Origin of the sequence: Natranaeroarchaeum sulfidigenes (assembly GCF_017094485.1) — an archaeon.
In the GTDB taxonomy this organism is placed as follows: Archaea; Halobacteriota; Halobacteria; order Halobacteriales; family Natronoarchaeaceae; genus Natranaeroarchaeum; species Natranaeroarchaeum sulfidigenes.
Genome location: NZ_CP064786.1, coordinates 244,086 through 265,907 on the forward strand (window position 1 = coordinate 244,086; position 21,822 = coordinate 265,907).

General features: G+C 62.0%; 24 protein-coding genes. 15 read left to right on the forward strand and 9 right to left on the reverse strand.

Annotation, left to right across the window (positions count from 1 at the left end; genetic code table 11):
- Positions 1 to 60: 60 nt before the first annotated feature.
- Positions 61 to 444 (reverse strand): DUF7522 family protein, encoded by a 384-nt coding sequence (locus AArcS_RS01230; RefSeq protein WP_238478610.1) that lies wholly within the window; start codon positions 442 to 444, stop codon positions 61 to 63.
- A gap of 180 nt (positions 445 to 624) precedes the next feature.
- Here AArcS_RS01230 and AArcS_RS01235 point away from each other — a divergent pair, with 180 nt between their 5' ends.
- Positions 625 to 774 (forward strand): 50S ribosomal protein L40e, encoded by a 150-nt coding sequence (locus AArcS_RS01235; RefSeq protein WP_238478611.1) that lies wholly within the window; start codon positions 625 to 627, stop codon positions 772 to 774.
- Here AArcS_RS01235 and AArcS_RS01240 read toward each other — a convergent pair.
- Positions 771 to 1,382, reverse strand: a complete 612-nt coding sequence (locus AArcS_RS01240; protein WP_238478612.1) for an MBL fold metallo-hydrolase — start codon at positions 1,380 to 1,382, stop codon at positions 771 to 773. The genes AArcS_RS01235 and AArcS_RS01240 overlap by 4 nt on opposite strands.
- Positions 1,383 to 1,517: 135 nt before the next feature.
- Between AArcS_RS01240 and AArcS_RS01245 the strand changes: the two genes are divergently transcribed.
- The 7 genes from AArcS_RS01245 to ftsY all read left to right on the forward strand — a co-directional run bounded on the left by AArcS_RS01245 (position 1,518) and on the right by ftsY (position 4,924).
- Positions 1,518 to 1,670, forward strand: coding sequence for a 50S ribosomal protein L39e (locus AArcS_RS01245; RefSeq protein ID WP_238478613.1), 153 nt, complete (start codon positions 1,518 to 1,520; stop codon positions 1,668 to 1,670).
- Positions 1,670 to 1,948: a 50S ribosomal protein L31e gene (locus tag AArcS_RS01250; RefSeq protein WP_238478614.1), complete on the forward strand. Its 279-nt coding sequence runs from the start codon at positions 1,670 to 1,672 to the stop codon at positions 1,946 to 1,948. The genes AArcS_RS01245 and AArcS_RS01250 overlap by 1 nt, the downstream gene beginning before the upstream one ends.
- A 2-nt stretch (positions 1,949 to 1,950) precedes the next feature.
- Positions 1,951 to 2,616 carry a translation initiation factor IF-6 gene (locus tag AArcS_RS01255; RefSeq protein ID WP_238478615.1) on the forward strand — a complete coding sequence of 222 codons (666 nt, stop codon included), beginning with the start codon at positions 1,951 to 1,953 and terminating at the stop codon, positions 2,614 to 2,616.
- Between the two features lie 69 nt (positions 2,617 to 2,685).
- Positions 2,686 to 3,123, forward strand: a complete 438-nt coding sequence (locus tag AArcS_RS01260; RefSeq protein WP_238478616.1) for an SRPBCC family protein — start codon at positions 2,686 to 2,688, stop codon at positions 3,121 to 3,123.
- A gap of 62 nt (positions 3,124 to 3,185) precedes the next feature.
- Entirely contained in the window at positions 3,186 to 3,359 is a 174-nt protein-coding gene (gene rpl18a, locus AArcS_RS01265) for a 50S ribosomal protein L18Ae (protein WP_238478617.1), read from the forward strand.
- Positions 3,356 to 3,820, forward strand: a complete 465-nt coding sequence (pfdA, locus tag AArcS_RS01270) for a prefoldin subunit alpha (protein WP_238478618.1) — start codon at positions 3,356 to 3,358, stop codon at positions 3,818 to 3,820. Before rpl18a ends, pfdA begins: the two co-directional genes overlap by 4 nt.
- A gap of 3 nt (positions 3,821 to 3,823) precedes the next feature.
- The gene (gene ftsY / locus AArcS_RS01275; RefSeq protein WP_238478619.1) at positions 3,824 to 4,924 is read left to right on the forward strand and encodes a signal recognition particle-docking protein FtsY; all 1,101 of its coding nucleotides are present in this window, start codon (positions 3,824 to 3,826) and stop codon (positions 4,922 to 4,924) included.
- Positions 4,925 to 4,932: 8 nt separating this feature from the next.
- On the opposite strand, the gene AArcS_RS01280 is transcribed toward ftsY, so the two are convergent.
- The 4 genes from AArcS_RS01280 to AArcS_RS01295 form a co-directional block, all read right to left on the reverse strand.
- The gene (locus AArcS_RS01280) at positions 4,933 to 6,144 is read right to left on the reverse strand and encodes an ABC transporter permease (protein ID WP_238478620.1); all 1,212 of its coding nucleotides are present in this window, start codon (positions 6,142 to 6,144) and stop codon (positions 4,933 to 4,935) included.
- Positions 6,141 to 7,364 (reverse strand): ABC transporter permease, encoded by a 1,224-nt coding sequence (locus AArcS_RS01285; protein ID WP_238478621.1) that lies wholly within the window; start codon positions 7,362 to 7,364, stop codon positions 6,141 to 6,143. The genes AArcS_RS01280 and AArcS_RS01285 overlap by 4 nt, the downstream gene beginning before the upstream one ends.
- Positions 7,354 to 8,118: an ABC transporter ATP-binding protein gene (locus tag AArcS_RS01290; protein ID WP_375139642.1), complete on the reverse strand. Its 765-nt coding sequence runs from the start codon at positions 8,116 to 8,118 to the stop codon at positions 7,354 to 7,356. The genes AArcS_RS01285 and AArcS_RS01290 overlap by 11 nt, the downstream gene beginning before the upstream one ends.
- A gap of 152 nt (positions 8,119 to 8,270) precedes the next feature.
- A complete protein-coding gene (locus AArcS_RS01295; RefSeq protein WP_238478623.1) occupies positions 8,271 to 9,587 on the reverse strand; it encodes a PAS domain-containing sensor histidine kinase in 1,317 nt (438 codons plus the stop codon).
- A 287-nt stretch (positions 9,588 to 9,874) separates the two neighbouring features.
- Between AArcS_RS01295 and trkA the strand changes: the two genes are divergently transcribed.
- Positions 9,875 to 11,209 (forward strand): Trk system potassium transporter TrkA, encoded by a 1,335-nt coding sequence (gene trkA, locus AArcS_RS01300; RefSeq protein WP_238478624.1) that lies wholly within the window; start codon positions 9,875 to 9,877, stop codon positions 11,207 to 11,209.
- Positions 11,210 to 11,223: 14 nt separating this feature from the next.
- Here the strand turns inward: trkA and AArcS_RS01305 are convergent, their stop codons facing one another.
- Together AArcS_RS01305 and AArcS_RS01310 are read right to left on the reverse strand one after the other, a co-directional pair.
- Complete coding sequence (locus AArcS_RS01305) at positions 11,224 to 13,482, reverse strand: amino acid permease (RefSeq protein WP_238478625.1); 2,259 nt, start codon at positions 13,480 to 13,482, stop codon at positions 11,224 to 11,226.
- Positions 13,475 to 13,921 carry a universal stress protein gene (locus AArcS_RS01310; RefSeq protein ID WP_238478626.1) on the reverse strand — a complete coding sequence of 149 codons (447 nt, stop codon included), beginning with the start codon at positions 13,919 to 13,921 and terminating at the stop codon, positions 13,475 to 13,477. Before AArcS_RS01310 ends, AArcS_RS01305 begins: the two co-directional genes overlap by 8 nt.
- A gap of 278 nt (positions 13,922 to 14,199) precedes the next feature.
- Here AArcS_RS01310 and AArcS_RS01315 point away from each other — a divergent pair, with 278 nt between their 5' ends.
- The 5 genes from AArcS_RS01315 to AArcS_RS01335 all read left to right on the forward strand — a co-directional run bounded on the left by AArcS_RS01315 (position 14,200) and on the right by AArcS_RS01335 (position 18,224).
- Entirely contained in the window at positions 14,200 to 15,702 is a 1,503-nt protein-coding gene (locus AArcS_RS01315) for a TrkH family potassium uptake protein (protein WP_238478627.1), read from the forward strand.
- Positions 15,703 to 15,776: 74 nt separating this feature from the next.
- Entirely contained in the window at positions 15,777 to 15,974 is a 198-nt protein-coding gene (locus tag AArcS_RS01320; RefSeq protein ID WP_238478628.1) for a hypothetical protein, read from the forward strand.
- A gap of 152 nt (positions 15,975 to 16,126) precedes the next feature.
- Complete coding sequence (locus AArcS_RS01325) at positions 16,127 to 16,564, forward strand: DUF2178 domain-containing protein (protein WP_238478629.1); 438 nt, start codon at positions 16,127 to 16,129, stop codon at positions 16,562 to 16,564.
- Complete coding sequence (locus AArcS_RS01330) at positions 16,561 to 16,770, forward strand: helix-turn-helix transcriptional regulator (protein WP_238478630.1); 210 nt, start codon at positions 16,561 to 16,563, stop codon at positions 16,768 to 16,770. Before AArcS_RS01325 ends, AArcS_RS01330 begins: the two co-directional genes overlap by 4 nt.
- Before the next feature lie 59 nt (positions 16,771 to 16,829).
- Complete coding sequence (locus AArcS_RS01335; protein WP_238478631.1) at positions 16,830 to 18,224, forward strand: signal recognition particle protein Srp54; 1,395 nt, start codon at positions 16,830 to 16,832, stop codon at positions 18,222 to 18,224.
- A 176-nt stretch (positions 18,225 to 18,400) separates the two neighbouring features.
- On the opposite strand, the gene ppc is transcribed toward AArcS_RS01335, so the two are convergent.
- Positions 18,401 to 21,091: a phosphoenolpyruvate carboxylase gene (ppc, locus tag AArcS_RS01340; RefSeq protein ID WP_238478632.1), complete on the reverse strand. Its 2,691-nt coding sequence runs from the start codon at positions 21,089 to 21,091 to the stop codon at positions 18,401 to 18,403.
- 106 nt (positions 21,092 to 21,197) lie between these two features.
- On the opposite strand from ppc, the gene AArcS_RS01345 reads away from it, so the two are divergent.
- Positions 21,198 to 21,677, forward strand: coding sequence for an Lrp/AsnC family transcriptional regulator (locus AArcS_RS01345; RefSeq protein ID WP_238478633.1), 480 nt, complete (start codon positions 21,198 to 21,200; stop codon positions 21,675 to 21,677).
- Positions 21,678 to 21,822 lie beyond the last annotated feature (145 nt).

Here is a 21,822-nt window from a genome sequence, read left to right on the forward strand (position 1 = left end):
CTCTGGGGCTTTGTCGGACATGGGCGTTGCGCTCTCGACAGCCCAAAACGTGCTCAAATTCTATATGTCGTCGCGGAGGACGGACCGCACTGCCTGTGCGACGGTGTTGAAATCGCCCATTGTGAGGCTATCCGTGGTGACGAAAACACCCTCGCGTTCGTCGGTCACACGGAGGAGAAATCCGTTGTCGAAGACGCGGATCGTGTAGTTGTAATCGCCGAGTTCGGTTCCCTCGTAGGCTGCCTGTGCGGTCTTGAAGCCGCGCCACTCGTGACCGATGAAACTGGTGAGGTCGGCGTCTCGCTCCAGATCCTCCCGGAGGTAGAGCTGTTCGTAGTCGTCGCGTGTGAAGTACGTCACCGATCGGAGGCTGTCACCGAGCGACGTCCGACTCGTTCGCACGATGTTGTCAGCTGCTTCGTCCGCGAGTAGCTGGCTCGCCATATCACATGGTCGTTTGTTGTGAATGATTAAGTAACTGGTCCTGTCCGACGGTGGATCGCTCTGCAGTCAATGACTTCGAACACTGAAGTGTATTACTACAAAAATTAAAGTGAAGCATTCACAACCCACATGCCGCCGTGGACCACCAAGGTTAAATGAGCGAGCGGCCAACGCCCCGGTATGGCTTCATTCGAGAAAGCAGAGGATCGAATCCTCAGCAAGATGATCTGTATGCGATGCAACGCGCGCAACGCCGAAGGAGCGGACCGCTGTCGCAAATGTGGCTACGGGAAACTGCGGCCCAAAGCCAAGGAAGCGCGCTCCGCCTAGTCCTCCGGATATTTCGGTTCTCGTTTCTCCGCACGCGTCAGCGCTGTCTCTATAACGTCTCGGACGTCGCCGTGGAACTCGCCGCCGTGGCCCGCGTACATGTGTTCGACCGAGTCCGGAAGTCGGTCGAGGATTCGCTCGATGCTTTCGATGAGTTGCTCGCGCGACTGGCCGGGGCGATCCGTACGTCCGAAACTACCGTCGTCGAAGGCACCGTCGTCGTGGACCACGACATCGCCACTGAATATCGTCGACTCGCTGATCAGCGAGATGTGATCATCCGCGTGCCCGGGCGTGTGGACGACGTCAAACGCCTCGTCACCGATGACGATCTCCTCGCCATCGACGAGTCCGTTGGTCCGTCGCGGGTGGCTGTCGTAGGCGAAACAGTCCGCGTCGAATCGGTCTAGCACGGCGTCGAGTTGCTGGACGTGATCGCCGTGCTGGTGAGTTATCACCACGGCGTCTAGCTCGTCAGTATGCTCCGCGATGACGTCCTCCACGCCCGGCATGGCCCCGGCGTCAATCAGTGTCGTGCGCTTACCCGGTACGAGATAGGCGTTACAGGTGAACGACTCGGCGTCTGCGGTGACGTTAATCACGTCCATACGCGGAGTATGTGGGGGGAACGCCGAAAACGGTGGGGTTGCGGATCCCATGACCCCGGCACTGCACCGAGACAGATGGCTCCCCGCCCCGAAAAGAACAAGATTTTAAACGACGGTCGGGTAAGACCCACCACTATGGGTAAGAAATCGAAATCGAAGAAAAAGCGCCTCGCCAAACTGGAGCGACAGAACAGTCGCGTCCCGGCGTGGGTGATGATCAAGACCGACCGTGACGTCACGCGCAACCCGAAGCGACGCAACTGGCGGCGACAGAGCACTGACGAATAATGAGCGCAAGTGATTTCGAGGAACGGGTCATGACCGTTCCCCTGCGAGACGCCAAGGCCGAACCGAAACACAAGCGCGCAGACCGTGCGATGAAGCTCGTCCGCGAGCACCTCGCCCAGCACTTCTCGGTCGAGGAAGAGAACGTCCGGCTGGATTCCTCGATCAACGAGAAAGTCTGGTCGCGCGGCCGCAAGAAACCGCCGAGCAAGCTTCGCGTGCGCGCCGCCCGCTTCGAGGAAGAGGGCGAAAGCATCGTCGAAGCAGAGCACGCAGAGTAACTTTGCTTCGCGCCGCGTTCACCGGATCCGCGTACGTCGGTGTCTTCGCGACGGCTACTGACGAGTATCTGCTGGTCCGCCCCGATGCAGACGACGACCTGGTCGACGCGATGGCCGACGAACTGGACGTTACGGCCGTCCCGACGACGGTCGCTGGCTCCGGAACGGTCGGGGCGCTCGCCACCGGCAACGAGAACGGACTGCTGGTAACGAGCCGGATCGTCGATCACGAGCGCGAACGCCTCGAAGACGAGACCGGCAGCGACGTCTACGAGCTTCCGGGCAGGATCAACGCCGCCGGGAACGTCGTCCTCGCGAACGACTACGGCGCGTACGTCCACCCCGAACTCTCCGAGGAGGCAGTCTCAACCGTCGAAGACGCCCTCGACGTCCCCGTCGAACAGGGCAAACTCGCCGGTGTCCGTACCGTCGGAACCGCCGCAGTGGCGACCGCCGATGGCGTCCTCTGTCACCCGAAGACCACTGATACCGAACTCGACTATCTCGAGGAGCTCCTCGATGTCCGAGCGGACGTGGGGACGATCAACTACGGTGGCCCGCTCGTTGGCTCCGGGCTGGTTGCCAACGAGCATGGCTATCTCGTCGGCGAGGACACGACCGGTCCCGAACTCGGCCGGATCGAGGACGCGCTGGGCTATATCGACTGAGACGATCCGTTTTCGGGCTGTTGCCCACGCGGATCAACGTTTTTGACTTTCTGTGACGTACGTCCGTGTATGAGCACTGTTAGCGAAACTATCCACGTCCCAGCACCAGTCGATGAGGTATTCGGGTTTCTCGACGATCCGGACAACCACATGGCCGTGACTCCCAGTATCGCCAATATCGACAACGTAGAGCGGCTCGAAAACGGCGGAAAACGCCTCGATCACACCTTCCGGATGGCTGGCGTCCCCCTCGATGGGGAGCTGGTTCAGACCGTCCACGAGCCCGACGAGCGGATGGTCTTCGAGATGCGTGGGCGGCTCGAAGGCGAGATTGAGCTCCAGTTCGAGGCCGAAGACGGCGGGACACGGCTGACGTACGCGGCGACCTACGAGATCCCCGGGAATGTGCTGTCGGCCGTCGCAGAGCCGTTTGCACGGCGGTACAACGAGCGAGAGCTCCGGACAACGCTGGAAAACGTCCAGACGCACTTCGAGCTCGCAGACTGACTCGATTCCGGTGGCATCTCCGAGTAGCAAGGTTCTTCCGACTTCGGAGCCGATCAGGTGGTATGAGCCAATACACGGTTACCGGCAAGTTTCAGGCTCGCGACGGCTGGCAGGAGTTCGAATCCACAGTCGACGCGGAGAACGAGGACGTCGCAGAAGAACACATCTACGCCAACATTGGGAGCCAGCACGGCCTCAAGCGGACCCAGATCGAGATCGAGGGTGTCGAACAATGATGGGCGGTGGCGGTGGACAACAACAACTACAGGAGTTGAGCCAGCAGCTACAGGAGATTCAACAGCAGGTCGAGGTACTCGAAGGTGAGATCGACAAGCTCGAAACCGAATCCGACGAGATCGACGAGGCCATCGAGGCCATCGAAACGCTCGAATCCGGCTCGACGGTGCAGGTTCCACTCGGCGGTGACGCCTACCTGCGCGCCGAGGTACAGGACATCGACGAGGTGATCGTCGGGCTCGGCGGCGGCTACTCTGCCGAGCAAGAGCAGGATGATGCCATCGAGACGCTCAAAGCAAAGCAGGAGACCGTCAGCGAAGAGATCGAGAGCGTCGAAGCGCAGATCGAGGAGCTCGAAGACGAAAGCAGCCAGATCGAAGAGCAGGCCCAGCAGCTCCAGCAACAGCAGATGCAACAGCAGATGGCACAGATGCAAGAGCAGGGCGGCGACGACGAGTAAGGGATGTTCGACAGTCTCAAGGAAAAACTCGGGAGCTTTCGCGAGGAGGTCGAGGAGTCCGCGGAAGAGAAGGTCGACGCTGATGCGGAGACGCAGGCAGAGACGGACGCCGACGTGACAGCCGCAACCGCGGATGCAACAGATCAGGCAGCAGACCCGACGACTCCCGAACCAGCCGGTACTGGCCCCGACCCGACAGAGGAGTCGGATGGTCCCGGTTTCGCCAAGCGTGCGAAGTCGGCCGCAACCGGCCAGACTATTATCGAGGCCGAAGACGTCGAAGCGCCACTTGACGAACTCGAGATGGCGCTGCTCCAGAGCGACGTCGAGCTCACGGTCGTCGACGAGATTCTAGCGACGATCCGTGAGGAGACGATCGGCGAGACCCACCTGATCACGAAGAGTACGACCGGCGTGGTCCAGCGCGCGCTCCGGAAAGCGCTGGTTGATGTCATCAGCGTTGGTCAGTTCGACTTCGAAGAGCGCGTCGCCGCGGCCGATAAACCGCTCGTGATCATCTTCACGGGCGTCAACGGCGTCGGCAAGACGACCTCGATCGCAAAGATGGCGAAGTACCTCGAAGAGCGAGGCTACTCGTCGGTGCTTGCGAACGGCGACACCTACCGTGCGGGTGCCAACGAACAGATAGAAGAGCACGCCGAGGCGCTCGACAAGAAGCTAATCACCCACCAGCAGGGTGGCGACCCCGCTGCGGTGATCTACGACGGCGTCGAGTACGCGGAAGCGAACGATGTCGATGTCGTACTCGGCGATACGGCCGGTCGGCTCCACACTAGCGACGACTTGATGGAGCAATTAGAGAAGATCGAACGCGTCGTCGACCCGGACATGACGCTGTTCGTCGACGAAGCGGTCGCCGGGCAGGATGCCGTCCAGCGCGCTCGGCAGTTCAACGATGCCGCCGAGATCGACGGTGCGATCCTGACGAAAGCGGACGCCGATTCGCAGGGTGGCGCTGCCATCTCGATCGCCCACGTCACCGGGAAGCCGATCCTCTTTCTCGGCGTCGGGCAGGGCTACGAGCATCTAGAACAGTTCGAGCCCGAACGGCTGGTCGATCGGCTGCTCGGCCTCGACGGATAATCGGGCCCTCATGCTTTTAGCCGTTCCAGGCGTGCGTAGCGCCCCGTGTGCCAACCGGTGACGACTGCGACGATTCCGCCGAGCGCGAGCGCGAGCGCAAACCCGGCGGCGTACACCTCGGTCGGCGTTACCAGCAGTCCCTCGATACCGACTGTCGACGCCGCAATGCGGTTTAACGCGTTTCTGAGTAACGGCGTCGCAGCGACTCCGAGTAGCCCGCCGACGATCCCGACGACCAGTCCCTGTGTACCGATCGTGGCGGCGAGCAAACGCTGTGAGAGCCCGATCGCTCGCAGTGCGGCGAGTTCGTCGCGCTGCTGGTAGGCGACGAGAACGAACAGGTTAACCAGCAAGATGGTGCTACCGACGACCGCCAGTCCGACAAGGGTCGCCCCGCTTGCGATCACGACCGGCCTGTCGGTGAGCATCATCTCGACCTGTTCCTCGCTCGTCCGGACGGCGTACTCCGGATACTCGTTCTGGATGTCATCGCGGACGGCTGTGCTGTCGGCATCGTCCGTGGTATCCGCCATGACGAACGTCGCCCGATCGGTCCCGCTCGTCCCGGCGATATACTGCAGGTCCGCGAGCGGGACGGTCGCGGCGGGCTCCCCGAGTAGCGTCGAGTGGTGGGCGGACGTACCGACGACAGTGAATTCCCTGTCGGCTCGCTCCCTGCTCGCGCCGATCCGGACGGTGTCGCCGACCGAGACGTCGAGGGCGTCGGCGGTCCGCGGATCGAGAACGATCTCGCTCCGCACGGGGTCCGAGCGTGGCGCGTTTCGGTAATCCGCGGGATCGAGCTCGAAACCGTCGCCCTCCTGGAAGTCGTAGCCCCCGTGGGTCTCGTGAACGCCGACGGCCGGGATGCGCTGGAGTTCACCCTCGTCGGTTCCCAGATACACGTCGTGTAATGCGATCGGTGCGGCGGTTCGGACGTCCTCTCTGTCGTTTATCGACGCCGCCACCTCGCTGGCGTCGACGATCCCGTTGTCCGTTTCCGGCCCCTCTACCGTGAGCCAGAGGTCCCGGTCGGCATCCCCGAGACTCTCCTCGCCGACATCGACGACGCCGACGCCGAGGCTCGCCAGCAGGGTCACGGAGAGTACGGCGACCGTGACGGCCAGCACCGTTAGTACTGTCCGACCGGGAGAGCGTCGGAGCTGTGCCGCGGCGATACCGAGGACGGCGCTTGCACGGACGACCGTGTTGTAACTCATCGTCCCACCTCGTCCAGAACGGTCGTCCGTGCGGCGACGACCAGCGGGTACGGGACGGCGAGCAGCCCCGAGACGAGCGCAACACCGACCGCGTAGGGAACGAACAGTGGGTGGGCAACGGCGACGGTCGACTCGACGAGGCGATTCACGGTGAGGATTGCGAGCCAGCCCAGACCGATCCCGAGGATTGCACCAACAAGCGTCGTCGCGAGCGTCGAAATACCCACGACTGCGAGTCGGCTGTACGCCGGAAAACCGATGGCTTCGAGCACTGCGAGCACCCGCCGGTCCTCCTCGACGGTCATCCCCATCGTCGTCGTAATAAAGGAGGCACAGATCCCGATACCGACCACGAGCGCTATCAGGCTCGTGGCGAACGCGAGGTCGTCGTCGAACATCGCCGCGGGGTTCGTCGCGGTCGCCGTTTGCTGGATCGTCGTGTCGGGATAGCGATCTTCGCCTGCGGCCGTGGCCGCGTCGGCGTCACCCCACACCAGCAGTCGGTCAGCGAGGCCATCGCGCTCGGTTCCGGCAAGCGACTGGAGTTCGCTGAGATGGACGAGTGCGACTGGGTGTCCCTCCTCGGTCGCTTCGACCGCCGCGATGTCGAAGCCGATATCCTCGTCGCTTCGGTCGCTGGCGCGAACGAGTCGTTCGGGATCGCTTTCGAACCGCTCGGCCGCCGCCTCGGAGAGTACGATTTCCTCCGCTCGTGGACCGTCAAACGTGCCGTCGCCGTAGTGGGGATCGCCCGGTTCGAGCCTCGCTGTCGACAGCCCCGCGATAGTTCGTGGCTCGTTATTGGGGACGACGCCAACCAGTAGCACGATCCGTGACTCGCCACCGTCGGCCGGCTCCAGCCGGACGGGCTCGACGAGTACCGGCGACGCGTGCTCGATGTCCGGCTCCGAGCGAATTTCGGCCGCATGCTCGTTGGCCTCCCCCAGTCTCACCCCTTCGACGCCGTCTACTGAGGCCACGACAGTTTCTTCGGCGGGCCCGATCCGAACGTCAGCGTCGTCCGCAGCCGCGATTCCGCCGCCTGCAAGCCCGAGTGCGATCCCCGTAACGAGCAAGAGCAATGCGATCGTCAGGGCGACGCCCGCAACCGTGGCGACGAGACGTCCCGACGTCGTTCTCGTTGCCTGTTTCCAGAGGCGCGTCAGGGCGAGCTCGACCAGTCCGGCGAACTGCCCGCGGCGTCTGCCGTCATCGGTCACGCTCGACCACCTGCCCGTCGTGCAGGGAGAGGACCCGGTCCGCGACGGAAAGGGTTGTAGCGTCGTGCGAGGCGACCAGTACCGCCCGATTCCGGCCGAGTTCCGTCAGCAGGTCCAGTACGGTTTCTCCCGTCTTCGTGTCGAGTTCGCCGGTCGGCTCGTCGGCGACGATCACGTCGGGATCGGTCACGAGCGCCCGCGCAATGGCGACGCGCTGGCACTCCCCGCCGCTGAGTTCGCCCGGCAGATGCGTCGTTCGTTCGCCCAGCCCGACGGCGTCTAGCAGCTCAGTTGCTCGTGTTCGACGCTCAGTCCGTCCGACACCAGCACCAACCAGTGGGAGCGCGACGTTCGCCCGCGCCGATAGCGAGGGGAGGAGGTGAAAGCCCTGAAAGACGATCCCGACGTGGCGGCGACGGACCTGTGCTCGCCGCCGGTCGCCGAGCTCGGTGAGATCGATCCCCAGCAGTGACACCGTGCCGCTCGTTGGGACGAGCAGTCCGGAGACTGCATGAAGCAGTGTCGACTTCCCGCTCCCGCTTGGCCCTTTTATGCCGACGATCGTTCCCGGCTGTACGTCGAGTGAGACGTCCCGGAGGGCCTGCAGGGAGCGGCTCTGGCCTGATCGGAACCGTCCACTAGCAAGTCGATACTCGTGGCTGACGTCGTCGAGTCGGACTGCTGGGGGCCGGTTCTCACCTGCATCCGTCTCGGTATCGCTCGAACGTGTCGTTACTGGGGACCGATCGAGTATTCCCACGCGTCGATGGGACAGGGTAGCTACTCATTGTTTCTCTTGGCTTACTCCCGAAGAGGGATGGATAACCTCCGTATTCCACGGCGGTGTGCTATCCCTGATCGCCGGTAAGGGGACTTGTTTTGAGTGCGTCAGACCGCAGCTGGTACTCAGTCGCCTGCAATTTCGTCTGCTGTCTCTGCCGGCTCCGCCTCTCGGTAGGCGAGTGGAAGCCTGACCAGGACTTCCGTCCCCGTTGGCGTCCTATCTGTGAGTTCGATTTCGCCGCCGGACTGTGTGACGATCCAGTTTAGCAACCACAGGCCGAGCCCGCTCGCGTGCTGGAGCTGGGTGATCTCGCTTCCGCCGTCGAACAATCGGCGTTCGGACGTGGGGATCCCTGGCCCATCATCCCGGATACTGATTTCGGCGTAGTTCCGAGATGCCGTGCGGACGGAAACCTCGACGCTCTGCTCTGGACCGACGTTGTGTTCGAACGCGTTCTCGATGGCGTTTCTGACCGCAGTATCGATCAGACCGTTGGCAATTACGTGTAGCTCGTCTGGCGTGTCGCACTGGCTCTCGACCTCAGGATAGTGAGTGGAAACGTCCTCGAGCACATTCTCAACGAGTTCTGCCGCATCGATGGTGTGTCGGGCATAGTCGCCCGCGTCGAGCGAGCGTTCGATCTGTCTGGTCTGGCTGCTGAGCTCGATCAACTCGTCCGCCGAGGCGCTGAGGGACTCGGCCCACTCGCGCAACTCGGGGTCGGTAATCTCCTCGCAGATGATCTCTGCGTTCCCTTTTACGACGTTCATTCGGTTTCGTAAGTCGTGTCTGAGCACACGGTAGAGGACCTGTAACCGCTGGCGCTGTTCCTGTTCGGTCGTGACGTCCGAGTATATCGCGTAGGCATCGACTTCGCTATCGTCTCCCTCGACTGGGATCCCGGTGAACGCGAACGTCCGAAAGCCCATGTTCGTCTCCCGCTGGACTTCCCCCTCGACGATACGTCCATCTTCCAGTTCTCCGACGAGGGCGATCGACTCATCGCGTTTTTCAGGTGGGACGATATAGGACGCAAGCGATTCACCTTCGAGGGTCTCCGCGTCGAATCCAAAGACCTCCTCGAAGTTCGTATTGACGTGTTCGACGATCGGTTCCTCCCCATCCTCGATGCTGATCCCAACTCCCGGTATCGGGGCACGCTCGAAGAACGTTTGGAACTGGCCCGGAGGTGACTTCACTGACTCCGAGTTCATCGCCGGGCCGTCGGTTCTATGGCGCTCGTAGGCACTGCCGATCACAACCCCGCCCAGAACGCCGCCGCCGATCAGCAGGGAGGTGGCGCTTCCGGACACGCCCCCAGTCGCCGAGATCACTAGTCCAGTAACGACCATTGCTGATGCCATCACGACGATACTGAATGCCCTCCCGGCGTCTATAAACCGTCGCTTCGTCGGGGTTTCGCCGGTACTGGCAGTCATGATGAATCAGCTATAATCGGTCTGTTCTGCTGTATACAGTACTGATGTGGGTGATAAAAAACACGTGCCTAATTGATGAGGTGTGATGAATTACTGGGGTTTTGTACCGTACTTTCGCCCACAATTTGTAAATGTCCCAGTAGTACTATGGTCCGGAGTCTCACCGAGTTTGATACATAGTGCGAGCGCATACCCGCGTCTTCAGGCGCGGGAGGAGGTCAATGGCCCTCCGCAAGACACATATCACGCCCCGCTCAACCCCCGAACATGAACGGTGACGGCTTCCCATGCGCGTGATCATCGTCGGTGCGGGCGAGGTCGGTCAGACGATTGCGAATACCCTCACTGCGACCCACGAGGTTGTCGTTATCGAGCGCGATGGGGAGCTGGTCGAAGAGCTAACCTACGATATCGATGCGCTAGTAATTCAGGGTGACGGGACCGACCTTTCGACGCTGCAGGAGGCCGGAATCCAGGACGCCGAGATGGTGATCGCCTCGACGGACGACGACGAGGTAAACATCGTCACCTGTGGTGCCGCAAAAACCACCGGCGACGTGTTCACGATTGCTCGAGTCAAACGCCATAGCCTCCTCCTGACCTGGCAGGGAACCGAAGGGGCGTTCGGCGTTGATTTTATGGCGAGCTCAAACCTGCTCACCGCCGAAGCGATCTTCCGACTCTCCGGATTTCCGGGCGCCCAAGATGTCGACTCGTTTATCGGAGGACTGGTCCGAATGGCCGAGTTCGAGGTCTACGAGGACAGCCCGATCGTCGAACAGACAGTCAGCGATGCCGATCGCTACGACTCACTGACCTTTGCCGCGCTCTTCCGGGATGACGAACTGATCATCCCCCGTGGGGATACCCGTATCCACTCCGGCGATCGGGTGGTTGTCATCGGGAGCAGCGACTCGGTTGGTGAGTTTGCCACCGATACCGTCCGAGCAGGTAACAGCGATATCGAGGAGGTCGTGATCGTCGGCGGAACCGAAATCGGCTTTCAGACTGCCCGTTTGTTCGCAGAACACGGGTATCGTCCCCACGTGATCGAACAGGATCACGACCGCGCCCGTGAGATCGCCGAGGAACTGCCGAACGCGTCGGTCTGGGAGCACGATGCGACCGATATGTCGTTTCTCAAACGTGAGCATATGGACGAAGCCGACATGGTCGTCGCTGCGCTGGGACACGACGACCGGAACCTGCTGGTCTCGATCCTCGCCAAGAAACTGGGCGTCGACCGAACCATCTCTCTGATCGAGAACACCGCCTACGCGGAGCTGTTCGAAGCCGTCGGTATCGACGTCGCGATCAGTCCGCGCGAGGAGACTGCCGAGGAGATCATCCGGTTCACCCGGAACGACCGAACCGAGAAGATCGCGATGCTCGAACACGACCTCGCAGAAGTGCTCGAAGTGGAGATCGGACCGGAAAGCGAGATCGTCGGCCTGACGATCGCGGATGCCGCAAACGAATTTCCCGACTGTGTCGTCATCGGCGCGATCTCCCGCGGAGGGAAATTCGTCATCCCGCGTGGCGATACTGTTTTCGAGGCGGGCGACCACGTCGTCCTGTTCACCGAGACGTCGGTGCTCGATGACGTGACGAAACTGGTCTGAGAGGTTTGCGAGGCCTATCGCCGACCAAAGAGCCGCTGGCGTAGCGACCGGTCACTCGGCCGCTCGGCCAGGATCACCGACGCGTCGACCTGATCGACGACGTCGAGGGTCAGCGAGCGGTTGACCAGCCGAGAGAGCAGTCCGCGTTCGGTTGCACCCAGCAGCACGAGCGTGTGCTCGTCGGCGGCCTCGGCGATCGCTCTCTCGACCTCGCCGGAGTCATCGACCCGGAGTACCGCGTCGCCGAAGCCATGGTCGGCCGCCCAGTCGGCGAGGAACTGTTCACCGTCCTCGCGCTCCTCGGGGCTATCTACGACGTGGAGCAGACTGATCTCCGCACCGACCATCGACCGGAGCGTGCGTGCGAGCTCCGCACTCAGATCGGAGTCCGGGCCGCCCGCAGTCGGAATGAGTATTTTCGAGGGATCGAACTCTCGATCTTTCAATACGAGGAAGTCACAGGGCAGGTCGTGGGTTAGCTCGTCGATCGGTCGTTCCGCCCGTCCGGCACCCCACGGGCGACCGCCGCCCCAGCCCATCACGACCTTGTCGGCCTTGAGTCGGCGGGCGGAGTCGAACACCTCCTCGAAGGAGCGATGCGAGAGGATCGTCGAGGTTTCGATCTCGACGTCCCTGTCGGTCATGCGTTCACGAGCCCGCTGTAGCTGCTTTTCGGATTCTGTGTCGATCCGATCCAGCTGTTCGGCACCGCGGTCCAGCGGCGTCTGATCGGGCACTTCCACGATGTGGACGGCGTGGACGATCCCGTTCTCCCGCTCTTCTGCGAGGGTTCCGGCCAGTTCGAGGAGCGTCTCCTCGGTACGGGGGTTCGAGAGCGGCACCATCACGCGGTAGGGACGGGTCTGGTCCGGACTTGCCGCTTCTGCAGCCGAGACTGCAGCGTCCGGCATCTCGTCGGCACGGTCGCGGACGTACTCGCCGAGGGCACCCTCAACGGGGGTGTGTCGACGGGCATACAACATGTACCAGAGCAACGCGCCGACCACGAACCCGACGGCGATGACCTGTGGCCAGAACTCCATGAAGGCGATGAGCCCAAGCGACAGCGTCGCGCCGAGGATCGGAACGATCGGATACAGCGGCACCTCGAAGTCCGGGTCGTAGTCCGGATGGTCGGTTTCCCGGAAGACGATGACGGCGAGGTTCAACAGCGCGAACACGATGAGATGCAACACGCTGGCGGCTTCCGCCAGTAGCCCGACATCTCGACCTAGCAGGATCACGAACAGAATGATCATGCCACCGGTCACGATAATCGACCGGTACGGCGTCGCGTACTGGGGGTGGATCTCGTTGAGCCAGTCGGTGACGATCTTGTCCCGGCCCATAGCGAAGTTGATTCGTGCGGACGCGAGAATCGAGGCATTCGCCGAGGAGGCCGTCGCCAGCAGCGCGCCGAGCGTCATCGCCGTCGCAGCGGCACCGGCGACCGCCGCCGGGAAGGCCATCTCGGCCGCCTGTGCGACCGGCGCGTCGAGATCCAGTTCAGGCCATGGGACGATACCCAGCATGAGCGTCACCAGAATCGTATAGAGGGTGCCGACGATCACGACGCTCCCGACGATCGCGATGGGGAGGTTTCGACCGGGATTCTTGATCTCTTCCGCGACAGTTGCGATCTTGGCATATCCGAGATACGAGACGAACACGAGCCCCGTCGCGGGGAGAATCTCGGCGGTGCCAAGCGGCGTGAGTCCGCCATCACCGGTGACCGTCGACCACTCGAAGGAGAACCAGCCTACGATCGCGAAGATAGTCAGGATACCGAGTAACAGCGAGACGATGATGGTCTGGATCCCACCTGTTTCTTTGGCACCGATGTAGTTGACGCCGACGAACAGTAGACCGGCCAGTATTGCTCCGACCTGTACGTTGTTGAGAAACAGAATCGAGGGGAGCTCCAGCAGTTCGCCGAGATACTGGCCAAAGCCGATGGTATAGAACGCCGACGCGAACGCGAGGCCAAGCCAGTCGCCGAGCCCCGAGATCGATCCGAACGCAGGGCCGAGCGACCGATTGATGAAGTAGTACGCCCCGCCTGCTTTCGGCATCGCGGTCCCGAGTTCCGACACCGACAGCGCGTTGAACACCGCGATAAAGGCACCGATGATGAACGACAGGACGACGATGGGACCCGCACGCTGGGCGGCGATGCCGGGCAGGACGAAGATCCCCGCACCGACCATCGTCCCGATCCCGATCATCATCGCCGAGACGAGTCCGAGGTCCTTTGCGAGTTCCTCGTCACTCATCGTCGGCGTCCTCCTCGATCTCCGGCAGGACGATCACCGGGAGATCGGTATCGGTGACCATCGAGACGGTCGTTTGCCCGGAGAGCAGCCGGGTCAGCAGACCGGCATTCCGGGGGAGAAACGCCACTGCCGTGGCATCGATCTCCTTGGCGTGTTCGACGACGGTCTCGACGATGTCTTCCCCATAGAGGATCTCGGTCGAGACCGACTCCGTCTGCTCGGCGAGTCGGTCGGCGACGAGGGTCGTGATTTCTCGACCCAGCTCCTCTCGCTGTTCGACCGACGCCTTGTCGGGTGCCCCGCCTGCCTTTTCGACAACGTGGACGACGGAGACTGAGGTATCCGATTCGACGTACGGTGCTGCAGCCCTTGCTGTCGCTTTTGCATCCGCCTCGCTGGCGACAGGGAGAACTATCCGTTGAAGCAATGTCGAGGTCATGTTGTTAGCACCATCCAGTCAGAGGCTGATGTTCAGGAGAACGGTTCCGCCAGCCGCATCGATCGCTGCTGTCGGACGGTCGTATCATTGTCGGAGTGGTGAATGGGGACCGCCATAAGTCATTCGCACTGCCGGGAGACTGGGTGTCTCTCACTCTCACCCCGGCGGTAAGTACAGCCTACTGCCTGCTGGAGGTCCGCGTTTTGGAGGGGTCCTCCCCGTCGCTGGACAGTGGCACTTACATATCCGTGGCTCACATCCAGTAGCGTGTTACGCCTATGAGGATTCGGGTAGACTGGCGACAGAGCGTCGGACTCGCCGGGTCAGTGCTCCAATACCTCGCGATTCCGCTCGTCTTCCCGCTCGTGCTCGCGCTCTACTATCGTGAACCGATCGCACCCTTCGTGGTGGCGATCGCCGTCACGCTCGTGCTCGGAACGGCGTTCGATCGATTCGAGAGCGACGGTGAGATCGGTCCGCGCGAAGCGTTTCTGATGGTTTCGCTCAGCTGGGCGCTGGTTGCGCTCATCGGTGCGATCCCCTTTGTCGTCGCGGGGGTGGGGACGATCGCCCACCCGATCAACGCCGCCTTCGAGGCGATGAGCGGGTTGACGACGACCGGTGCGACCGTGCTGGAGGACTTCTCCGCGCACGATCGATCGATCCTCATGTGGCGACAGCTCATCCAGTGGATCGGCGGGCTGGGTATTCTCGTTCTCGTCACGTCGATACTCTCGCAGCTCTCCGTCGGTGGGGCTCAGTTGATGGAGACCGAAACCCAGTACGACAATGTCGACAAGGTGACGCCACACATTCAGGACACCGCGCGCCTGATTCTGAAACTCTACGCCGGGCTGACCGCGGTGGCGATCGGCGTCCTCTATACGCTCGGACTCTCGGGGCTCGCGCCGAACATGGACCTGTACAACGCCGTTGCGCACGCCTTTACAAGCGTCGCGACGGCCGGGTTCTCGCCCGAACCGCTCAGCATCGAGGCGTTTGCGCCGGTCGTCCAGTGGGCACTGATGCCGTTTATGTTCCTCGGCTCGACGAGTTTCGTCCTCATGTACTTCGTCCTGCGAGGGGACCTCAATCGGCTCCGCGAAAGCGAGGAGTTCCGCTTCTATCTCGGGAGCGTACTCGTGGTAGCGGGGCTCGTCCTCGCCGTTCTTGCGGCGAACGGCAATCCGACCGGCGAGGGGACGCACGATCTGGTTCGCCAGTCCCTGTTCAACGTCGTTTCGATCATCACGACGACTGGCTACGCGAACGCTGACTTCACGCAGTGGTCGGCGTTCGCCCAGTACCTGCTCTTTCTCGCCATGTTTCTGGGCGGGATGGCCGGATCGACCACCTGCTCGATCAAATCGTTGCGCTGGCTGGTCGTATTCAAGGCCTTTCGACGCGACCTGTTCACGTCGGTCCATCCGGGCGCTGTTCGCCCGATCCGGCTGGGCGGCACGGCGATCGACGAGGAGACGATCCGGGACATCTACTCGTACACGCTGGTCGCGGTGCTCGGCGTCTTCCTCGTCAGTGTCTTCGTCGCCGTCGACGGCGCACGCGCCGGTCTGGACGGCTTCGGTGCGTTCGACGCCGTCGGTGCTGCGGCCTCGACCTTCCTCAACATAGGCCCCGCGTTCGGTCCGGCCGGACCGTATGGTAGTTACGACGTGTTGCCGATGTCGACCAAGGCGGCGATGGTCGTCTGGATGCTGGTCGGTCGAATCGAAATCATCCCCGTGATTGCGCTGCTTACGACCTCCTTCTGGCGGTCGTGAGCCGTGGTCGGTGGACTAAGGACAGGTCTGGACGTCCGTGACACTTTTAATATCTTGGCGAATGCACTGACACTATGGCTCGGTTACTCTGGGAGGTGTTTCGGTCGCTGTTTGGGGGTGATGACGAAGAAGAGGAGGAGTCCGGCTTTCGACCCTCCCCAATGGATCTGTCCGTCCGGTTTGCACACGGCGGTCCCGACTCCGAAGTCGATCGGGAAATTCACGAAATTAACGAACAGGCTCGTCAGCTCGAAGAACAGCGACCCGATTGAGGGTTGCCCGTAGAGCCTTCGATTCGTCTCGTTTTGACGGTTGAGATTCTCGTGTGGTGGGAGCGGCGACGCCCATACTGGTCGATCAGTAGGCGATATCTTTATCTGGATGTAAAGCATCCTTTACTGTAAAGGGTGTTTTACACTACATCATGACCGAAGACCTCACCGCAAGCGGACGAGTCGAGACCCGAGAACAGTACAGCGAATGGATCAACCGATCGGTCGGGGCTGGTGTCGCCAGTGTCTTCGTTGCGACAGCTGTCTGGATGGTCACCGCCGAACCGCTGGTGCTTTACGCCGGGCTGGGGCTGTACTGGCTCGGCTGTCTGGGGATGGCGATCGGCTACTGGCGCTCGCCGGTCTCCATCCCGGACGAGCTTGAGCGACAGATCGAACGGGAGGCCAGTACGACGACCCTGCTGGTCGTGGTCGTCGTCACCATCGTCGGGCTCCCGGCGGAAGTCGTGCTCAACGCGACTGGTATCTACACCGCACCTGCTGCCCTCCGGGGCGCGATCTGGGGCTATATGGCGTTGATTCTGGTGTACATCGCCGCCCAGTGGTTCACTGAGCGACAGTACACATGAAAAACGCGATCGACAGCTACCGCGAGCGAGAGGGGCTGAGCCAGGGCGAACTCGCCACGGCTGTCGGCGTCTCCCGACAGACGATCAACGCCATCGAACGGGAGCGCTACGATCCCTCGCTCGAACTGGCATTCAAGCTTGCGGCCTACTTCGACTGTGAGGTCGAGGACCTGTTCTCGCCGGAGATCGAGCCCCTGGGAGAATAGCCGGATCGCTCGACTCCAGCGAGAAAGGCTTTACCGACTGGCTCGCGTACACCGGATAAATGGTACTCGACGATCTCGGCACGTCCCTGCGCGGGACGCTCGACAAACTACAGGGGAAGACACGCATCACGGAGGAAGACGTCGAGGACGTCGTCCGCGAGATCCAGCGCTCGCTGATCCAGGCCGACGTCGACATCTCGCTCGTTCAGGATCTGTCCGACAGTATCGAGACGCGCGCACTCGACGAGGATCCGCCGGCGGGCACGTCGGCACGCGATCACGTCCTCAAGATCGTCTACGAGGAGATGGTCGCGCTGGTGGGCGAGAGTACGGAACTCCCGCTCGAAGAGCAGACGATCATGCTCGCCGGGCTGCAGGGATCGGGGAAGACGACTTCCGCGGCGAAGATGGCGTGGTGGTTCTCGAAGAAGGGCCTGCGCCCCGCCGTCATCCAGACTGATACGTTCCGCCCCGGCGCATACGATCAGGCAAAGCAGATGGCCGGGCGGGCGGAAGTCGAGTTCTACGGCGACCCGGACGTCGACGATCCGGTCCAGATCGCCCGCGAGGGGCTCGAAGCGACGAGCGACGCGGACGTACACATCGTGGACACGGCTGGTCGCCACGCCCTCGAAGACGACCTGATCGACGAGATCGAGCAGATCGAGGAGGTCGTCGATCCCGACCGGAACCTGCTCGTGCTCGACGCGGCGATCGGGCAGGGCGCAAAGGAACAGGCCCAGCAGTTCGACGAGTCGATCGGCATCGACGGCGTGATGATCACCAAACTCGACGGGACGGCGAAAGGCGGTGGGGCGCTCACCGCCGTCGATCAGACCGACTCCTCGATCGCCTTCCTCGGGACCGGCGAGGAGGTCGGCGACGTCGAACGCTTCGAGCCCAGCGGCTTCATCTCCCGGCTGCTCGGGATGGGCGACCTCAAACAGCTCGCCGAGCGCGTCGAGCGCGCGATGGAGGAAACAGGGCTGGAAGACGACGACTGGGACCCCGAGGACATGCTGCAGGGCTCCTTTACCCTCAAGGACATGCAAAAGCAGATGGAGGCGATGAACAACATGGGGCCCCTCGATCAGGTGATGGACATGATCCCCGGCATGGGCGGCGGGATGATGGACCAGCTGCCCGACGACGCGATGGACGTCACGCAGGACCGGATGCGGGATTTCGACGTCGTGATGGACTCGATGACGGAGGCGGAGCTAGAGCATCCCCGTGCGATCGGCGCGAGCCAGATCGAGCGGATCGCCCGCGGCAGCGGGAAGCCCGAAGAGCGCGTTCGCGAACTGCTCCAGCAACACAAGATGATGGAACAGACGATCAAGCAGTTCCAGGGGATGGGCGATGGCGACATGCAGCGGATGATGAAGAAGATGCAACAGCAGGGCGGCGGTGGCGGGATGGGCGGCCTCGGCGGCGACGGCGGCCCGTTCTGACGGTTTAGTTCCTCTTAGATTTAACTTCGAGATCTGTAGCTATCTACTTCAATAGTTATAGTAAAACACTTCGACATTTGTAGTATAGAGAAAACGCCTACAACACTGGTCGCAAGTGACGATCAACCGCTCTCGACTTCGATCGACACCGGACTCAAAAACTGCGTTCCGACGCCTTACCCGGTATTCTTCATCCCGGCCGCGATCCCCTTGACCGTCAGGCGCAGGGTGCGTTCTTCCAGATCCGTGCGGTGAGTCTGGGAGAGCAGGTGCGTCTGGAGCAGGTTGAGCGGATCAACGTAGGGGTTCCGACGTTCGAGGCTCTTCTGGAGCCAGTCACGGTCGATCGGATCGTCCCGACCGGCGATCTCCAGTACCAGTTCCTGGGCTCGCTCGTGCTCCTCGGAGACGCGCGGGAAGAACCGTTCGCGGAGTTCGGGATCGGCGAGGTCGGCGTACTCGGCGGCGATGTCCAGGTCGGTCCGACCGATCGCCATCGCGGCGTTGTCGAGCATCGACTGGAAGAACGGCCACTCGGCGTACATCTCCTGTAGTGTCTCGATGTCGCCGCCATCGTCGAGATAGGCGTCCATCGCGGTCGCCAGCGAGTACCAGCCGGGGATAATACAGCGCGACTGGGTCCACGAGAACACCCACGGGATCGCACGCAGATCCTCGACTTTCCGCTCACCGGAGCGGGAGGCCGGACGCGATCCGAGATTTAGGTTCTCGATAACGCCGATCGGCGTCGCCTGTCCGAAGTACTCTACGAAGCCCTCGGTGTTCAGCAGGTCACGGTATTCATCACGAGCCACGTCGGCCATCAGCCGCATTGCCTCGATCCACTCGTCTTCGACGTCCTCGTAGGGCTGCTGGAGCGAGCGTTTGCGGGCACGCAGCTGTGCGTTGAGCATCTGCTCGAGGTTACGTTCGGCGATGCGCGGGTTGGAGTACTTCTCGGCGATGGCCTCACCCTGCTCGGTGAATTTGACCTGACCGGTCACCGTGCTGTTTGGCAGGGCCAGCAAGGCGTCGTTCATCGGGCCGCCGCCGCGGGAGATCGAGCCGCCACGACCGTGGAACAGCCGCATCGTGACGTCGAAGTCGTCACAGATCTCACCGAGGCGGATCTGGTTTTCGTACAGCGACCAGTTGGCCGCGAGGAAGCCGTTCTCCTTGTTGGAGTCGGAGTACCCCAGCATGATCTCCTGGGTGTTGTCCCGTGCTTCGAGCGCCTTCGCGTAGGCCTCGTTCTCGAACAGCGTGCCCATGATCCGGCGCGCACCCGAGAGTGCGCTCTCGGTTTCCAGCAGCGGGACGATGTCGAGCCCACAGTGGCCGGGGAGATCGACCACGTCGGCCTGATCGGCGAGGAACAGGACTTCCAGCACGTGGCTCGGCTCTTCGGTCATCGAGATGGCGTAGGTGTCGATCGCCTGGATGCCGTACTCCTCCTGCCACTCGGCGAGAGAGTCGAACCGCTCGAGCACGCGCGCGGCGGTATCGGAGACCCCTTCGACGTTCGAGACGTCGACGACCGACTCGTCCTGCAGGATCGATTCCGTAAGTAGCTCAACGCGCTCGTCTTCGTCCATCGATTCGTAATCGATCCCCTCGCGGGCGAGCGCCTCGGTGACGGTCTCGGTGTGTTGTTCCTGGTGGTCACGCAGGTCGAGACTGGCCAGCGTAAAGCCGAACGTGTCGACCTGACGGGCCAGTGGGTCGATGTACGCCTCGGCGACGGAGTCGGCACCGTTCGCACGGAGACTCTGTTCGATAACGGCCAGGTCCTCCGCCAGTTCGTCCTCGTCCTCGTAGCCGCCGGGACGAACATCGCCGACCCGGTTGAGCCGCTCGCGCATCAGCTTGAGCTTCTGGCGGTACGGCTCGTTTGGATAGCGCTCCTCGACTTCCTCGGTCAGGCCGGGCAGTCGCTCGCGATCGGCCGTGAGGGATTTCTCGAAGCGTTCTCCGACGGCGATTCGGGTGCCATCCTGACTGAGTACCCGAGAGAGGCTCTTGAGCTGGTCGCGGTACCGATCGAGAACGACACGGCGCTGTCGTTCGAGCGTGTTCGTCGTCACCTCGGGGGTGACGAAGGGATTACCGTCGCGGTCACTGCCGGCCCACGAACGGAACTCGACGAGCTTTGGGATATCGATCTCCTCGCCGAGCTCATCCTCGAAGGCGTCTTCCAGTTCGTCGTAGACCTCGCCGACGATGTCGAACAGGGTGTTTTCGAGGTACCACTGGACGTTCCGGGCCTCGTCTTCCGGCTCGGGGCTTCGGTCTCTGACCTGTGGCGTCTGCCAGAGGCTCGTGACCTCTGCATCGATATCCCGCTCGACCTGCCCTTTTTCCTTGTTGGTGAGCCGTCGCTCGTCGAGCGTTTCGAGGTGGTTCGCCACCGAGCGGAGCTTCGATTTCACGGTCTTGCGCCGGGCCTCGGTCGGGTGTGCGGTGAAGGTCGGCTCGATGAGAACGTCATCGAGCACCTGTTCCAGCTCGTCGTCGTCCAGTTCGTCGAGCTCTTTGGCAGCCGTTTCGAGGCTGTCCTCGAGCGTTTCCTCGTGAGATGCGGTCCGGATCGCCCGGACGCGCTGGCGCTCCTCTGCGAGGTTGATTAGCTCGAAGTACGTGGTGAATGCGCGCGCAACGATGCTCTCGCGTTCGGGTGTCAACCCGTTTAGCTCCTCGTGAAGCGCTTCACGAGAGTCCAGTTCGCCGTCCCGATAGTCGATCGCGGACGTACGCAGCATCTCTACAGTCTCGAAGGCTTCCCGGGACGTCTGGTCTTCCAGTACGTCGCCGAGCAGTGCACCGAGTTCCCGCACGTCCTGTCGGACGTCCCTGTCGTGCAGTCGCATATCTCACGAATATCCTCCCTGGGGTTAAAACGCTCCGGAACGGTGCGCCGTCGTGACGCGGCCAGAGAGCCAAAGTTCCATTGTGGAGTACGTACGACGTACGGGCATGGTGACCAACGATACCGATGACGTGGACAAGGCGATCATCCACGCACTGCAGGGGGACGCCCGAAATATGTCGTCTGGCGATATCGCCGAGCGAACTGGAGTGTCCGACAGTACTGTCCGCAAACGGATCCAGCGGCTCGAAAGCGAGGAGGTCATCAAAGGATATACCGCCGAAGTAGATTATCAGCGATCGGGGTTCCCACTGCGAATGCTGTTGTACTGTACCGCCCCGATTCCGGAGCGAGGGGAACACATCACGGAGATCCTCGATATCGATGGCGTCGTATCGGTGCAGGAACTGGTCACGGGTAGCGAGAATCTGCTGGTAACGGCTGTCGGAGAGTCGGACAGTGATATCACGCCAGTCGCTCAGGAACTCCTGGATATGGGACTAACCGTCACCGACGAGGTGCTCGTCAGGAGCCACGAGACGACGCCGTTCGAGGGATTCGAGACCGGGGGCGAACGGCAGGAGTAGTTGTCTCGGGTGAGAAGACTGGATCGGTCTCGACGTCTCTGGCTCCGCTACGAGTGCCGTTCGACGACTGCCTCCGCCCCACGAACGTTATATTCCTTAAAGACCTTATTCAGAACGATTTGGTAGTATAGAAGGATTTAATACA

Bases quoted from the DNA above. Each gene is read 5' to 3' on its own strand.
- AArcS_RS01230 (WP_238478610.1), bottom strand. From the start codon at position 444: ATGGCGAGCCAGCTACTCGCGGACGAAGCAGCTGACAACATCGTGCGA.
- AArcS_RS01235 (WP_238478611.1), top strand. From the start codon at position 625: ATGGCTTCATTCGAGAAAGCAGAGGATCGAATCCTCAGCAAGATGATC.
- AArcS_RS01240 (WP_238478612.1), bottom strand. From the start codon at position 1,382: ATGGACGTGATTAACGTCACCGCAGACGCCGAGTCGTTCACCTGTAAC.
- AArcS_RS01245 (WP_238478613.1), top strand. From the start codon at position 1,518: ATGGGTAAGAAATCGAAATCGAAGAAAAAGCGCCTCGCCAAACTGGAG.
- AArcS_RS01250 (WP_238478614.1), top strand. From the start codon at position 1,670: ATGAGCGCAAGTGATTTCGAGGAACGGGTCATGACCGTTCCCCTGCGA.
- AArcS_RS01260 (WP_238478616.1), top strand. From the start codon at position 2,686: ATGAGCACTGTTAGCGAAACTATCCACGTCCCAGCACCAGTCGATGAG.
- rpl18a (WP_238478617.1), top strand. From the start codon at position 3,186: ATGAGCCAATACACGGTTACCGGCAAGTTTCAGGCTCGCGACGGCTGG.
- pfdA (WP_238478618.1), top strand. From the start codon at position 3,356: ATGATGGGCGGTGGCGGTGGACAACAACAACTACAGGAGTTGAGCCAG.
- ftsY (WP_238478619.1), top strand. From the start codon at position 3,824: ATGTTCGACAGTCTCAAGGAAAAACTCGGGAGCTTTCGCGAGGAGGTC.
- AArcS_RS01280 (WP_238478620.1), bottom strand. From the start codon at position 6,144: ATGAGTTACAACACGGTCGTCCGTGCAAGCGCCGTCCTCGGTATCGCC.
- AArcS_RS01295 (WP_238478623.1), bottom strand. From the start codon at position 9,587: ATGACTGCCAGTACCGGCGAAACCCCGACGAAGCGACGGTTTATAGAC.
- trkA (WP_238478624.1), top strand. From the start codon at position 9,875: ATGCGCGTGATCATCGTCGGTGCGGGCGAGGTCGGTCAGACGATTGCG.
- AArcS_RS01305 (WP_238478625.1), bottom strand. From the start codon at position 13,482: ATGAGTGACGAGGAACTCGCAAAGGACCTCGGACTCGTCTCGGCGATG.
- AArcS_RS01310 (WP_238478626.1), bottom strand. From the start codon at position 13,921: ATGACCTCGACATTGCTTCAACGGATAGTTCTCCCTGTCGCCAGCGAG.
- AArcS_RS01315 (WP_238478627.1), top strand. From the start codon at position 14,200: ATGAGGATTCGGGTAGACTGGCGACAGAGCGTCGGACTCGCCGGGTCA.
- AArcS_RS01320 (WP_238478628.1), top strand. From the start codon at position 15,777: ATGGCTCGGTTACTCTGGGAGGTGTTTCGGTCGCTGTTTGGGGGTGAT.
- AArcS_RS01325 (WP_238478629.1), top strand. From the start codon at position 16,127: ATGACCGAAGACCTCACCGCAAGCGGACGAGTCGAGACCCGAGAACAG.
- AArcS_RS01330 (WP_238478630.1), top strand. From the start codon at position 16,561: ATGAAAAACGCGATCGACAGCTACCGCGAGCGAGAGGGGCTGAGCCAG.
- AArcS_RS01335 (WP_238478631.1), top strand. From the start codon at position 16,830: ATGGTACTCGACGATCTCGGCACGTCCCTGCGCGGGACGCTCGACAAA.
- ppc (WP_238478632.1), bottom strand. From the start codon at position 21,091: ATGCGACTGCACGACAGGGACGTCCGACAGGACGTGCGGGAACTCGGT.
- AArcS_RS01345 (WP_238478633.1), top strand. From the start codon at position 21,198: ATGGTGACCAACGATACCGATGACGTGGACAAGGCGATCATCCACGCA.